Raw genomic sequence first — 14,912 nt, forward strand, 5'->3', positions numbered from 1 at the left:
CTATTCCCGTCCCCGCCGTCGTTGCAGGAATTCAGGAATATCGAGGCCCACCCCAAAACGAGGAGGCGGTGATCCCACCGGGTCTCGGGGAGCGGGGGGAATATAATCACTCGATCGCGTGGGTTCCGGGGTTTGGGCAACACGATTGGCATCATAGCCCTGACTTTGTCCAGAGAATCCGGTGGCGATGACGGTCATTTTCACTTCTCCCTGCATCCGTTCATCCAAAACGGCCCCAAAGATAATGTTGGCATTGGGGTCGACCACCTCATAGATGGTTTCTGCCGCTGCGGTGACTTCATGCAGGGTTAAATCCATCCCCCCAGTGATATTAAAGACCACCCCTTGGGCCCCCTCAATGGAGGCTTCGAGTAAGGGGGAGGAAATGGCCGCCGCAGCGGCTTCTCGGGCGCGAGACTTACCGGACCCTTGGCCAATCCCCATCATGGCTGACCCCGCGTCGGCCATCACCGCACGAATATCGGCAAAGTCCACATTCACCAAGCCGGGGATGGTAATAATATCTGAAATCCCCTGAACCCCCTGACGCAGAATTTCATCGGCATAGCGGAAGGCTTCTTGTACTGGGGTTTGTTCTGGAATCACCGCCAACAACTTGTCATTGGGGATTACGATCAGGGTATCGACCCGGCTTTGTAGAGCTTCAATCCCTTGTTTGGCCTGTTCAGAACGGCGACGGCCTTCAAACAAGAAGGGACGGGTGACAATCCCCACCGTCAACGCGCCGGCCTCTTTCGCCAACTCAGCCACAATCGGTGCGGCTCCAGTGCCTGTTCCGCCTCCCATTCCCGCTGTAATAAAGACCAAATCGGCCCCTTCAAGGGCGGCCATGAGTTCATCGCGGCATTCCTCAGCCGCTTTCTGGCCAATGGCAGGATTACCGCCTGCACCAAGGCCTCGGGTAATTTTTTGCCCAATCTGCATCCGTTTGGCGGAGGTGGCATGAACCAACGACTGAGCGTCAGTATTCACGGTCCAAAACTCGATCCCCGACAGTTCCGAGGCAATCATCCGGTTGACAGCATTGCCGCCGCCACCGCCAACGCCGATGACCTTGATTTTTGCCTCACTGCTTGGCTGAATTGAGGCGGGAGTGGGGGTTTCCTGGGGGACTCGTCGGTCTTCAGAACGCTCTCCATACAAGCCCGCGTTGCCGAAGGGGTTAGGGTTATCTGCGGCGACTGGAAAATTCGATTGCCCCTCAGAAGGGGGGGTTGGATGCGACGCGAGTTGACTGTTTGAGGTCATTGGAATCGAGCGAAATCGGTTAACAAGAAGTTTCGAGGTTCGGCAACTGAAACGTCAACAGTACGGTGCAAAGATAGGTTTGGCGATCGCGGCTCGGGCACGTTAGAGCTTGGGGTTAGCTTCCCTAGAGTAGGGGAACCACAAGGATACACGATCAGCAGTAGACACACCGACATCGTCAGGATGGGTTATCCAGGGCTAGAGAGAATCCGTCTGAAGTTTAACATTTTTCGGCGGCTGCCTCCCTAGTTTGGACTTAGAAATCTCTAGGCAACGACGTGACCGCTTCAAGACTTCAGGATCGAAACCCTACGATTGACGGCGTCGCCCCATGAAGGAGATAAACAACGCCGACTCGACCGGAGAATAACCCATCATACCAACAACTGGCAAGGCCATCCAATTACTCACTATTCAATTACTCGATGCTGATTGACTCGGGCCGGGGGCGCGTTTCTGCAAATGGGGAGACTCGGGATTTTGTAGGTCGATATACTCCAGCTCGTTCATCTCAATCTCTTGGGGGAGATTCCGCAGGCGATCGAGCGCTTGTAGTTGTTCAGAGAAGCGATCGCCCAAACTTCCCAGGTGAACCGGAACCGACCCTAGTTCCTGCGTCTGTAGCATCACCCGGCTGGGATCGCGCCAGTCAATTTCGGTCACCTTCACCGGACTCGCCTTCAACGTGGCATAGACGTCGGGCCAGGACTGTTCGTAAACCTGTCTGGCTCCGCGAACTCGCAGGGGAGGAAGCACGGGCAATTGCTGCAACAAATTATGAGCTTCGGGGGGAACCCAAAGCCCCTCAGCGTCAAGGAGTCCTACTTGTTCTTGAGAGACTCCCTGAGGATTGGTTTTTGGCGGGAGTACGGCCACGGCGACTAGGGAGCGTTCCTGAACCTGGATAATCAGTCGTGGGGGCAATACTTGGCGTTTGACCTGGGCTGTGGCCAGGGGCAGGCTGTTTTCTAAGCTATGGGAAATGGCTTGAGGATTCAGTTGCACCAAGGCTTCTGGATAGGACAGGGGTAATTGTTCACGGACTAAGGCATCTGGCAGCCATTGATTGCCGGAGATATGGACATCTTCGGGACTCTGAATGACCCAATTGGGGTGAGAGAGCAACCAAAGAGAACTGGCGGCGGCACTGCCGACAATGAGCAGTCTCCAGAGCATTCCTACTCGTCGGCGTTGTCGGCGGGTGCGAAGACGGCGGCGGCGTTGTTGGAGAATGTGAGGGGGAAGGGGGGTCATGGGGGGGGAAGGGAACAGGGAACAGGGAACAGGGAACAGGGAACAGGGAACAGGGAACAGGGAACAGGGAACAGAAATAACGTAGGGGCGCGCCCTTGTGGATGCCCTAGGCAGTAGGGGCGCGCCCTTGTGGTCGCCCTAGGCAGTAGGGGGGAAGAAGGCAAGAAAGAGGGGGTTAGGGGGTTAGGTGGGGGCTGAGTTGATGGGCGGTTTGGGTGAGTTGGCTGAGTCCTTGGAGGGAGCCTCGGATTAGGTTTATAGCGGCGGCTGGTTGCTTCAGGAAGGCGTGGGTTAGGGCGAGGGGTTTTAATTTGCCATTTGGGGCGATCGCCTTGGAGATATCGGGTAAATCTTGGCGGCAGTCGTCGCTGATGACTCGGATCATGGCGGCTTGGGGGAAGGCTTGCCAAATGGCCCAGCCCTCCATTTCGACGACGGCGGCGCCGCTGGTTTGTGCCAGGTCCTGTTTCTGTTGAGCCAGATGGAGAATGCGATCGCTGCTGTAGGCGCTGTATTGGGGCAGGGGCTGACCTTGGCTTTGATAGAGATGGTGCAGTTGCTCAAGCAGAGGGCCATCGGCGGCTTGGGATTCTCCCTGGGGACTCAGACAGCGATCGCACAAGACCACATCCCCCGGATGCAGTTGGGGAATCAGACTCCCGCCTAAACCCATCACTAAGACTCGCTGGGCACAACGATAGGGCTGTTGCGATCGCCATCTCCTTAACGTTGCCTCCACGGCGGTTAAGCCAGCGGGAATGGCCACAATGGGGATGGGCAACTCGGCCCTCTTGACGGCCTGGTACTCGGGGCCTTGGGGGACAAAAATTAGATCAAGGGATAACGTCATCGTTTTTTCTTCATGATTCCCTGAAAAAAACCAGATTTCCTGACATTTTAAGGGAAGATTCAAAACTCGGGGCAATTTCCTGAAAGGTTCAAGTTGACTCCAACCCTTTGGGGTTAATCCAGTTCAAAGGAATGGTCGAACAGTCCTGTAGAATTAAAGACTATCTTCTTGTTCAACCCTTCTGATTGCTAAAGGTTCTTATATCGTGGTCACGCAACGGTCTAATTCAACTCCCTACGACGCCAAAACTCAGGACATTGCCCGAGAACTTTTGGCAGCTACCCGCGAAGCTGGGGGATTTTTCGCCAAAGTCCGCGAACAAATGCGCTGGGATGATAAATTGCTCGATTGGGCCATGAGTAATCCTGGTTTACGGGTGCAACTGTTCCGTTTCATTGACTGTTTGCCCGCTTTACGGAGTAAGGCAGAAATTGCTCGTCACTTGCAAGAATATCTAACGACGGAGGAAGTGGAATTACCCGAGGCCCTCAAAAAGCTGATTGGCTTTAGTGGGACGGACTCCATGGCCGGGCAGATGGCAGCGACCACAGTGGCTACAGGGGTAGAAACCTTAGCGTACAAGTATATTTCCGGGGAAACGCTCCCCAAAGTTATTGAAACCGTTAAACGGCTCCGCAAGGATAAGTTGGCCTTCACCATTGACTTACTTGGGGAAGCCGTCATCACAGAACAAGAAGCGCAACAGTATTTTGACCGTTATCGCGAGTTAATGACGGAATTGGCGACGGCGGCGCAAGATTGGCGAGCGGTTCCGCAAATTGATGAGGCGGAGGGGGAAGCGTTGCCTCGGGCCCAGGTGTCGGTGAAGTTGACGGCGTTTTATTCTCAGTTTGATGCCCTCGATGCCCAGGGAAGTGAAAATCGGGTGAGCGATCGCGTGCGGGAGATTTTGCGCCATAGTCAGGCCACCGGGGCGGCGGTTCACTTTGACATGGAGCAATATGAGTATAAGGATCTGATTCTCTCGATTCTCAAGAAAATTCTCTTGGAACCGGAGTTTCGCGATCGCAGTGATATCGGCGTGACGCTACAGGCCTATCTGCGGGAGTCGGAAGCGGATTTACAGGGACTGATTGACTGGGCCAAGGAACGAGGAACCCCCGTCACGGTGCGGTTGGTGAAAGGGGCCTATTGGGATCGTGAGACGATTCGGGCCCAACAACATGACTGGCCGCAACCGGTGTACAACGACAAGGCGGCAACGGATGTCAACTTTGAACGGCTGACACGGCTGTTGTTGGAACATCACGAGTATTTGTATGCCGCCATTGGCAGTCATAACGTGCGATCGCAGGCCCTGGCCTGTGCGATCGCCGAAACCCTCAACATCCCCCCCCGTCGACTGGAGATGCAGGTTCTCTATGGCATGGGCGATAAGTTAGCCAAAGCCCTGGCCAAGCGCGGCCACCGGGTGCGGGTTTATTGTCCCTACGGGGAATTATTACCGGGGATGTCCTATCTCATTCGGCGGCTGTTGGAAAACACCGCCAATAGTTCCTTCCTGCGGCAAAATCTGGAAAATCGCCCTATTGAGGAGTTAATCGCCCCACCGCAACTCGATCCCCAGAAGCCGGAGTTTGCCCCCCAGAGTTTACCCTTTGCCAATGCCCCGGATTCTGACTACGCTCAAGGGGAGATTCGCGATCGCGCCTGGCAGACGGTATCTAACGTACGGCAACAGTTAGGGCAATCCTATCAACCCTGGATTAATGGGGAGTTTGTCTCCACCCAAGGGACGGCGCAATCCCTGAATCCCTCGAATCCTGACGAGGTGGTGGGAACTGTGGGTTTAATTTCTATTGAACAAGCCGATGAGGCGGTGGCGACAGCCAAAGCAGCGTTTTCCGCTTGGCGACAAACCCCAGTGGCGGAACGGGCCGGGATTTTACGCAAGGCGGCGGAGTTGATGGAACAGCGTCGTCATGAACTGAACGCCTGGATGGTGTTGGAGGTGGGCAAACCGCTACGGGAATGTGATGGGGAAGTCTCGGAGGCGATCGATTTTTGTCGCTACTACGCCTCGGAGATGGAACGGCTGCAAGGGGAGACGGCCTACGATATCCCCGGTGAAACCAATCGCTATCACTATCAGCCTCGGGGCATTAGTTTGATTATTTCTCCCTGGAATTTCCCCCTGGCCATTCCGACGGGGATGACGGTAGCCTCGTTGGTGGCGGGAAATTGTACTCTCTTGAAGCCGGCGGAAGTCTCTAGTGTGATTGCGGCCCAGTTGGCGCAGATTCTGATTGAGGCGGGGATTCCTAAGGGAGTGTTCCAGTTTATCCCTGGCAAGGGATCGACGGTGGGGGCCCATTTGGTGAAACATCCTGATGTCCAAATGATTACCTTTACGGGATCTCAGGAAGTCGGCTGTCAGATTTACCGGGATGCGGCCCTGCTACAACCGGGGCAAAAACACCTCAAACGGGTGATTGCTGAGATGGGGGGCAAGAATGGCATCATCATTGATGAGAGTGCCGATCTCGATCAGGCGGTGGCTGGGGTGGTTCAGTCGGCGTTTGGCTATAGTGGCCAAAAATGTTCGGCCTGTTCTCGGGTGATTGTTCTCGAGTCGGTGTATGAGACGTTTGTGGAACGGCTGACGGAGGCGGTGCGATCGCTGAATGTGGGGGATGCGTCGAAGCCGGGAACTCAGGTGGGACCGGTAATTGATGCCAAGGCCCAGCAGCGGATTCGGGAGTATATTGCCCAAGGGAAGCAGGAAGGAACGGTGGCGGTGGAGTTGGCCTCGCCGGAACCGGGTTATTTTGTGGGGCCGATTGTGATTACGGAGGTGGCCCCGGAGGCAACGATTGCCCAGGAGGAGATTTTTGGCCCCGTGTTGGCGGTGTTGAAGGTGGCGGACTTTGATGAGGCGTTGAGGGTTGCCAATGACACGAATTACGCCCTAACTGGGGGGATTTATTCCCGGACTCCGTCTCATATTGACCGGGCTATGGCGGAGTTTGAGGTGGGGAATCTCTATGTGAATCGGGGGATTACCGGGGCGATTGTCTCTCGTCAACCCTTTGGTGGCTTTAAGTTGTCTGGGGTGGGGTCGAAGGCCGGTGGCCCCGATTATCTCCTGCAATTCCTAGAACCTCGCACGATTACGGAGAATATCCAGCGGCATGGCTTTGCTCCTATCGAGGGGGCGGAGTAGTCTGATTTGGGGCGCATTATCATTAACTGCGCCCCGACACCCTCTCTCTGTTACAAAAAATTAAAGTAATTCACAAAAGTTAACATACAGCTCAGAGCGGCTGTGAGGCTGAATCTGCGTCTTTTTGGGGCTTCTTTAGGGGGGGGAGGAGGGCGATCGCCTCAGTTCCCTAGCGCATTTCTTAAAAAATTATGAGAAAAATATGCTAACTTTTGTTATGCTTTAGATAAGCAACAACAATACGCAGAGCTGGGGAAAGCTATATTATGACCGGATTTATTCGCGGACTCTTCGGACGCAAAAAGCAGAAAGAACAGAATACCATTAAGCAACAACAGCCGAGCCAGGCGTATTTCCTGGACAACGACGCGGCTAAAACCTACGGTGACATCGACTTCATGCGAACCTCGAAACAGGTGCGTCGCACGTTTCCCAAGGGACAGAAAGATTTCAATCTTGGCGATACGGAACGTTACATTGATGTCTCGTCGATGGAAGAACGTAAGTTTGGCAATAGCCAACCGACTCCCAGTGTGGGAAATACTCCTGGTGCCAGCATGAATGCCAACAGCAGCACCAACACGAGTAACAGTAGCAATCTCGGTGAGTCTTTTGAGCGTCGTAACGTCCGTACTGACACCAGTATGGATATGTTCCGTAACATGGCCAAGGACGTTAAACGTCGCTAGGTCCGTTGATATGGGGTCTGAATGATCCCCCCGGATACCTCCCGTTGTCTGAGATGACGGGAGGTTTTTTGTCTAGGAAAGATTAATGATCAAGGCTGTCTAAACTGAGGGGAACTAGACTTCCTTGCCCGGTGAGGCCGAAGAGCATGGATTCTTTGGGGGCGATGAGTTTTCCGGTGAGGACGCAGCGTTCTTGTTTTTGGGCGATCGCCGGTAGACTGGCGCGAATGTCGGCTTTGCTAAATTCGGGTTTATAGTCGCCGGATTGGTATTGAACGTAATTCCAGAGGATATCGCGAACTAGGGCTTGATAGCCTTGGGAACCGGAGAGTTGTTTAAGTCTATCTTTGAGACTTCGTTCGAGGCGAATGCTAGTCACTTGCATCTGACTGGTTGACATGGGTGAGGGAGTCTGAGTGGGCATGAGCTTAACCTCTGGAATCAGTGGACAAGATTTGTACTATTAGTGTAGTATGCAAGAAGGCGTATTTGAAGCGCCTACCGTTTTACCTGTTACACCGTGAACTATCATTTTCTGCCAGTTTCAGTGAATTTTTGGTCTGCCGACCGTCCAGGGACGGCCGGAGTCAATCTTGCGCCTGACAACTGGTTCTCAGGTTTTGAGGTGATAGGGCGCGGGTGGTGTGGAATCATAACGCGGATAGTCCCGGCTTTGGGGCGACTCGGTTAGACGCTTGCTTTGAATAAGCGCAACCATCCGCTCTTTTCCGGACTTCAAGATTCTCACCCCCGCTTCGATTGGTTTCTGAAGCGGGGGTTTTGCATAGGGAGGTTTATTGTGACCGGCATACGCAATGTTTTGAGTGAGTCGGTAGTTGTGTTTTCTCAGAACTATCTGCCGATTAGTCGGATTAATGTACGACGGGCGGTGGTGTTACTGCTGGCGGGCAAAGCGGAACCGTTGCAAATTACGAGTGATGCGAGTTTCTGGCAGGTGCGATCGCCCTCGATGGTGTTGGAGGTTCCTGAGCATATTCGTATGAAGTTCACGGGAACTGAGCGCATTTGGAAGGTGCCTCGGGTGAGTCGTCGGGAGGTACTACGGCGAGATCATCACACCTGTCAGTATTGTGGCAGTCGCAAGAATCTGACGCTGGATCATGTGATTCCTAAGTCTAAGGGGGGAACTCATACTTGGGATAATGTGGTGACGGCTTGTAGTAGTTGTAATTCCCGCAAGGGCGATCGCACTCCTCAGCAAGCGGGGATGCCGTTACGCAGTCAGCCGAAACCACCGATGCACCCCAGTGTGGCCTTCGCCGAACAGTTCTGGAAAGAGCATCAGTTTGAGGTGGGAGCGGATTATTAGGGCGATCGCTCAGATGATCTGTGCTTTGTCTGATGGGGTGGGTTGCTGGGAGTTGAGACACTCGGTTTCTGCCAGAAACCGGGTGTCTGGGTGAATCGGACGGTTCACGTGATTAATCCATAATTCAGGATTAATTAGTCACTATTTTTCTCAGGAAACTTTAACTTAACTTGAATTTTCATATTGGTTTCAGCCGACCCTTCTGTAACCATAGGAACTCCGGTTTTTCCCGCAAATTTCAAGGCAAATTCCAGGTTGATTTCTGCTACTTCTGCCCCGCCTAAATTGCGGAACGCTCGAAGGGCTAATCCAGCCGAACCGCGCAGGGTTTGAATAGCTTGTTCGGCGCGTCGTTTAGCCTGTTTTTTTGCTTCTTCATCGATGGGAATATCGCCGAATCCTCGACTGGGGCGATCGCCCGAAGGTTGTTTCTCTTGCAGGTTTTCTTGTAGGCGATCGGGATCAACAAGATCAGCATCCTGAGACTGGACATAGATGGTGTAGGGGTTGTTTTGCTCATCCTCGTAGATCAACATCTGTAGGGGAAGTTCATTCGCCATGGCTGAGTTCTGATGAATTTATAGCATTATTCCCCCATCATCTTATAAACTGGATCTGCCTGCAATGGACTGACTGCAACGCGATATGCCCCAACGCCATGCCCTCGTTATCGGAATTTCACAGTATCGACAGACCTATTGGCGAAATTTAGTAAATGCTTGCCGTGATGCTGAGAAAGTCGCCCAATATCTGGAAAAATATGGAGGGTACGAGGTCACCAGGGTTCCTAGTCAATATATTCGCCCAGGTAGTGGTGAGCCAGGATTTTATCAGGTTGTTGATCGTGATTGTGAATTTGAGAATTTAGTGCAGGAAATTCGTGATTTTCTGATAAATACAGATTCGAGTTATGAACTATTGATTTATTTTGGGGGGCATGGATTCTTAGCGTCTAGAATTGTGAGTGGCCAAACAGTCGGGTATCTAGCTGCATCCAATAGTGACGATAAAGGACAAAATGCCATACCTTTAGATGATTTTAATTGTTTGCTGGTTGAGCGGTTACGACGTTCAACCACAAAATTGGTCGTTCTATTGGACTGTTGTTATGCGGGATCTGTGGTTGAAGGAACCATAGAGAGACAGAGTCTTCAGATGATTATGACTCTCCCATCTCAGTACCCAAATTTTGGAATTTTAGCGTCCTGTCGTCGGACTCAATTAGCCTACGAATCTGATGTGAGTGGCCATGGTTTATTCACTGAAGCAATCTTGACGGCAATGAATGAGTATTATGCTAAAGCCAAAGTTTTAACGTTTGCGGGATTAGTTCACGAAGTGGGACTTGCCCTAAGAGGAACAGGTCAAGAAGCAGCAGACTCCTCCTCTCAAGGCGCAGCGATCGATATCGTCAATAATTTTCCTGTCAATCCGAGAAGTAAAAATAACTTTATCAACATACTAGGTCGGTTGAATTATGCACAACAAAAACGGAAATTTCAAGTTTTTTTAGACGATGCTAATCCTAGAATTGGGGCATTTTGGCTTAGAGGAGAACGGGATAGCGCACAAAAATGGTTACTTTCACAACTTTGGGTTCAAAACGTTCCCAACTCTACCAAAGCGATTAAAAAGACGCTGACGATGACGACACGGCAAGATACGGAACGGATTTTAGAAAAATTGGCAAGATGGCTAGAGGTTGAAGCAACTCCAGAAGCCTTGATTGAGAGAATTCTGGAAAACTGTAAAACTGGAGAAACCGTTGCTCTTGTCTTGTATCAGGTGGAATATTTGGACAATGAAACCTTGGAAGAACTAATTGATACCTTTTGGAATCCTTTGGTCAATGCCGCTCAAAAAACTTACCAAAATCATTCATTAGATAATCCTTTACTTTTGTTTATGGTGGACTTAGGAAAAAAGGGCGATCGCCCCTGTCCACTTAATCATTCCTCAGATTATGACCCTGAACATCCTGAGCAGTTTGTGGAATTAGTGACTCAGAGGTTTCAAGCCCGAGATTTTCGCTGGTTAACCGACCACGAAACTGAATTATATCCTTTCTTGAAAAATGGATCACTTGAAGCCATTAAAAAAGATATGATTGACTATAATCAAAAACCCAATACAAAACCTGAAGAAGTTTTCACAGAACTCTGTGATCACTTTGGACTAGATTGGTATTCAGATATTGCCCGTCAGTTTCTTGCTGGTTAATACACTCACTTAAAAAAAATGACGACTCCACCTCTCGAATATCTTGGACAACCCCAGTACCAACCTCAACCCAATCGCCGAAAACGGATCTTTCCCTATCTTCCCAATGCTGATTTAGTCCAAGCCGTTAATCTGGCGATCGCCCTAGAACGTCCTCTCTTTCTCCAAGGAGAACCCGGTTGTGGCAAGACTCTACTGGCTCCTGCCATTGCCTATGAATTTGCACAACGCTATCTTGAAAAGGGACGGTTGTGGCAAGACTCTACTGGCTCCTGCCATTGCCTATGAATTTGCACAACGCTATCTTGAAAAGGGGCAAACTTGGCCCTACTTTCGCTGGAACATTAAATCAACCTCCACCGCAAAACAAGGCTGCTATATTTATACAAACTTGGCCCTACTTTCGCTGGAACATTAAATCAACCTCCACCGCAAAACAAGGCTGCTATATTTATGATGCCTTGGGTAAATTACGGGACGCTCAACTTGTCGGAACTCCTGCCTTAGACCGCTTCTTGAAGGATGAACAACGACAACAACTGATTCAACGTCTTTCTGACCCCGAAGGCTATCTGGAATGGGGGGCAATGGGACGAGCGTTACAACATCAGGAACGGCGGCCGATTCTCTTGATTGATGAAATTGACAAGGCAGATATTGACTTTCCCAATGACTTGCTCTCAGTTCTTGAAGAAAGCTATTTTACTGTTGATGAAACTCAGAAGCGGGTTCCGGCTGAGGAAGATGGAGCCAAGAAACCCATTGTGATTATTACCAGTAACCAAGAGCAAGACCTGCCGGAAGCTTTTTTACGACGTTGTTTGTTCTTTTATTTGCCTTTCCCAGATGACAATCATCTTAAGGAAATTATCAAATGTCATTTCCCAGCGTCGGAACAGGAGGAGATTATCGACAAAGCAATTGATAAATTTTTAGACATTCGCAACCAGGTTCCTCCCTATGGCAAGAAACCCAGCACCAGCGAACTTCTCGACTGGCTTACTGTTTTAATTGGCCAGACAGATGCGTTGGAGAAAATTGATACAATCGCCCAAAACCCCGCCTATGCAGGAATTTTATTAAAATCCAAAGGAGAGCGCGATCGCCTGTCTTAACCTAGCCAAAATAATAGAAAAAACCTAGAACATTTACCGACAACCATGAATCACGTCAGAATGCACCTGACCCAAAAATCAAAACCCCCATGTCTTTTCCCTTATTTAAATTATTCTTAGAACTCCGTGACCCCCTGCGATTATCTCCCGAAGATTATCACCTCCTACTCACTGCCCTAGAGTTGGGATTCGGGCAACCTCAAGCTGTCAACAGTCAGGATTCCTTAAAACAGCTTTGTCGTCTCCTCTGGCTCAAAACTCAGGATGAGGCAACGGTTCGTTATTTTGAACGTGTCTTTCAACAACACTGCACAGCCGCCGCAACCATCGCCCCAACTGCCACAGATTCCACCACTCTAACTGAGCCAACCGCCGCCCCAAACGTCGTAGGTTCCACCACTCCAAACGACCTAACCAACGCCGAAACAACCACGGATTCCACCACCCCCAACGACTCAACCTCAGCAGCAACCCCCCCCACCGTTCCTCGGCCGCCGCAACCCCCCGCACCCCGTCGGGGTCCCAGAACTCTCAGTGCCTTTCAGGGAGGGGATTTACCGCCCCCGGAGACCTCCGACGAAGGCTATCGCCTACAACCGAGAGACAGTCCCGTTCACCCCCGCCTAACTCGCCGAAGCTGGCGGAAAGTGCGGCGACTGCTGCGACGAGGCACCACAGGTCAGGTGGATATTGCCGCCACCCTCACCCAACTGGCAACCCAGGGACGCTGTTTAAGCCCTCCCCTAGAAGCCAAACGAGTCAATGTCTTGGAACTACTCCTTCTCATCGATGTGGATGGGTCGATGGTTCCCTTTCGCTTTCCCCGCGATTGTCTTTTAGCCACCGTTGAACCGAAACACTTTGAGCGCGTCGAGCAGTATTATTTTCGTAATGTCCCCGAGAGATTTGTCTATTGCTCTGCCAAAGGGGCTGATATCCGACTCTTCGATGACCTCTTTGCCAGTCTCTCCCCCAGCCGTACTGTTGCCCTGATTTTTAGCGATGGGGGAGCCGCACGAGGAGGATACAACAGTGATAGAGTGACCCTAACCCGTGCCTTTCTAGACCAGATTCAGCCCCATCTGCACGCTCTTGTCTGGGTGAATCCCATGCCCGAAGACCGCTGGCCAGACACCACCGCCGCCGCCATCGCCAGCGACCTGCAACACCTCGGCAGCGCCATGTTTGAACTCAGCCAAGCCGGAGTCAGTCAAGCCCTCAGCCAACTCCGTAACCAGCGCCTGATGACCCTGACAACGAACCGTCCGCAATAAAAAAGCACCACAAAAAAGCACCATAAAGAACCCCTTGTCTATTGCCTCATTCCCCCGCATCATCCGCAGTTTCCGGCAAACCTATGGGTTTCGCCATCTTGACCTTGCCTATCATGCCGCATTTCCCTTTGCTGTAACCTCGGAACTGCTCTATTGCTTGCGGGAAAACTTTCTCCCCAACTGTCCCTGGATTGCGGTTCCCGAGGTGTTGCTATTTCCCTGGTTTGACAGTGTGGGTGATGACCTCTACGAGATGGAACCGGAGGTGCGGGCCGTTTTATTACGGGAGTTAGGGCAGGACAGCCGCTTTGGAGAGGCTCGACTTCAGGAACTGGCAAGGTTTATGACGGCTTATGTGACAGCGAAGTTACCGAGTAATTCCAGAGTAATTCAGGACTTGGGGCAAAATTTTGACTGGCTTGCCTTGGCCTGTCTACCCGTCGATGAGGCTTCTCGGAAACTGCGCCAACGACTGCGGGATGCCACCGCTGAGGGACGGGATGATGAGCGGCAACGTTGGCTTGAATTGGCGCAGGACCAGGAGGATGTCTTGCGAGAATTGGGGTTGGAACCAGCCTTGTTAGAACTTCAGACCTCCATGCCTCAAAGTGTTATGGATGGAATGCTGGCGATATCAGCCACTATTGAACCGTTTTCCCCCTATGACGGCTTCCCACACCTGGAAACGTTTGAGTTTATACAAGGGTATTTTGAGCCGGTGACGGCATCTGATGAGGTTGACCTCGAACCCTTTGCTTTTGAAACCGTGCAACTTAAAAAGGTTGGGTCAGAGGTGGTGACCCAGCCTTCTCGGGGTCAAGGGTGGCAGTTTCTGGAGTCTCTTTTTAGTCCAGAGATGGTGTTTACCTTAGAAATGGTGCAGATTCCTGGAGGGACATTTCTTATGGGGGCAGTAGAGGGAGAGGAAGAGGCTAGTGATCGTGAGTTTCCCCAACATTTAGTGACGATTCCCGAATTTCACCTAGGGAAATATCCCATAACTCAGGCGCAGTGGCGTGCTGTTGCCACGGGACTGCCCAGGATTGAGCATGACCTTGAACCCAACCCATCAGAGTTTCAGGGGGACACTCATCCTGTTGAACGAGTTAGTTGGTATGAGGCGGTAGAGTTTTGTCATCGCCTTTCCCAAGCGACAGGACGAGACTATCAACTCCCTAGTGAAGCGGAATGGGAATATGCTTGTCGTGCGGGAACGACAACACCGTTTTCCTTTGGAAACATTATAGCCACTGACGTGGCCAACTATGATGGTAACTATACCTATGGTCAAAGTCTCAAAGGTGACTATCGTAAACAGACGACCCCTGTGGGAAGTTTTCCCGCCAACAGCTTTGGGCTGTATGACATGCACGGCAATGTCCGGGAATGGTGTTTGGACCTCTGGCATGACAATTATGAGGGCGCGCCAACTAATCGTTCTCCCTGGATTAATGAAGATTTAGTCGATAAAGGTATAGAAAAATACCGGCTCTTGCGCGGCGGTTCTTGGTACTACATCCCTTGGTTCTGTCGTTCTGCAGCCCGCTTCAGGGTTACCCCGGGCCATCGCAACAACTACATCGGTTTTCGGGTTTGTTGTTCCGTGGAGCGAGATCTATAGACCTTTGCGCTTGATTCTGTTTGCTCTTTGCTCTTTATGTTTTCTGTTCAATAGCAACCCTAGATGAGTCGTGGAAAGCTCGAGACACCTAAACCCTTGCCATACC

Annotated in this window: 13 protein-coding genes; 8 read left to right on the forward strand and 5 right to left on the reverse strand. The window is 51.4% G+C overall.

The window, feature by feature from the left end:
- The 3 genes from ftsZ to L855_RS08040 form a co-directional block, all read right to left on the reverse strand.
- On the reverse strand, positions 1-1,269 hold the full coding sequence (gene ftsZ / locus L855_RS08025; protein WP_159786511.1) for a cell division protein FtsZ: 1,269 nt from the start codon (positions 1,267-1,269) through the stop codon (positions 1-3).
- A gap of 414 nt (positions 1,270-1,683) precedes the next feature.
- Positions 1,684-2,523 (reverse strand): cell division protein FtsQ/DivIB, encoded by an 840-nt coding sequence (locus L855_RS08030; RefSeq protein ID WP_192925011.1) that lies wholly within the window; start codon positions 2,521-2,523, stop codon positions 1,684-1,686.
- 175 nt (positions 2,524-2,698) lie between these two features.
- Positions 2,699-3,373: a phosphorylase family protein gene (locus L855_RS08040; protein ID WP_159786520.1), complete on the reverse strand. Its 675-nt coding sequence runs from the start codon at positions 3,371-3,373 to the stop codon at positions 2,699-2,701.
- A 205-nt stretch (positions 3,374-3,578) separates the two neighbouring features.
- Here L855_RS08040 and pruA point away from each other — a divergent pair, with 205 nt between their 5' ends.
- Entirely contained in the window at positions 3,579-6,557 is a 2,979-nt protein-coding gene (gene pruA, locus L855_RS08045) for an L-glutamate gamma-semialdehyde dehydrogenase (protein WP_159786523.1), read from the forward strand.
- 266 nt (positions 6,558-6,823) lie between these two features.
- A complete protein-coding gene (locus L855_RS08050) occupies positions 6,824-7,246 on the forward strand; it encodes a hypothetical protein (protein ID WP_159786526.1) in 423 nt (140 codons plus the stop codon).
- An 82-nt stretch (positions 7,247-7,328) separates the two neighbouring features.
- Here the strand turns inward: L855_RS08050 and L855_RS08055 are convergent, their stop codons facing one another.
- Complete coding sequence (locus L855_RS08055; RefSeq protein WP_159786529.1) at positions 7,329-7,670, reverse strand: hypothetical protein; 342 nt, start codon at positions 7,668-7,670, stop codon at positions 7,329-7,331.
- 384 nt (positions 7,671-8,054) lie between these two features.
- On the opposite strand from L855_RS08055, the gene L855_RS08060 reads away from it, so the two are divergent.
- A complete protein-coding gene (locus L855_RS08060) occupies positions 8,055-8,576 on the forward strand; it encodes an HNH endonuclease (RefSeq protein WP_425500601.1) in 522 nt (173 codons plus the stop codon).
- Between the two features lie 134 nt (positions 8,577-8,710).
- Here L855_RS08060 and L855_RS08065 read toward each other — a convergent pair whose 3' ends face one another.
- Entirely contained in the window at positions 8,711-9,136 is a 426-nt protein-coding gene (locus L855_RS08065) for a CU044_2847 family protein (RefSeq protein WP_159786535.1), read from the reverse strand.
- Positions 9,137-9,221: 85 nt separating this feature from the next.
- Here L855_RS08065 and L855_RS08070 point away from each other — a divergent pair, with 85 nt between their 5' ends.
- From L855_RS08070 to L855_RS08090, 5 genes are all read left to right on the forward strand, one after another.
- A complete protein-coding gene (locus tag L855_RS08070) occupies positions 9,222-10,796 on the forward strand; it encodes a caspase family protein (RefSeq protein WP_159786538.1) in 1,575 nt (524 codons plus the stop codon).
- An 18-nt stretch (positions 10,797-10,814) separates the two neighbouring features.
- The gene (locus L855_RS08075; protein ID WP_159786541.1) at positions 10,815-11,084 is read left to right on the forward strand and encodes a MoxR family ATPase; all 270 of its coding nucleotides are present in this window, start codon (positions 10,815-10,817) and stop codon (positions 11,082-11,084) included.
- Between the two features lie 173 nt (positions 11,085-11,257).
- Positions 11,258-11,911 (forward strand): AAA family ATPase, encoded by a 654-nt coding sequence (locus L855_RS08080; RefSeq protein ID WP_159786544.1) that lies wholly within the window; start codon positions 11,258-11,260, stop codon positions 11,909-11,911.
- 89 nt (positions 11,912-12,000) lie between these two features.
- Complete coding sequence (locus tag L855_RS08085; RefSeq protein WP_159786547.1) at positions 12,001-13,185, forward strand: hypothetical protein; 1,185 nt, start codon at positions 12,001-12,003, stop codon at positions 13,183-13,185.
- 34 nt (positions 13,186-13,219) lie between these two features.
- Entirely contained in the window at positions 13,220-14,806 is a 1,587-nt protein-coding gene (locus tag L855_RS08090) for a formylglycine-generating enzyme family protein (RefSeq protein WP_246198762.1), read from the forward strand.
- Positions 14,807-14,912 lie beyond the last annotated feature (106 nt).

Source organism: Sodalinema gerasimenkoae IPPAS B-353 (assembly GCF_009846485.1).
Taxonomy (GTDB): Bacteria; Cyanobacteriota; Cyanobacteriia; order Cyanobacteriales; family Geitlerinemataceae; genus Sodalinema; species Sodalinema gerasimenkoae.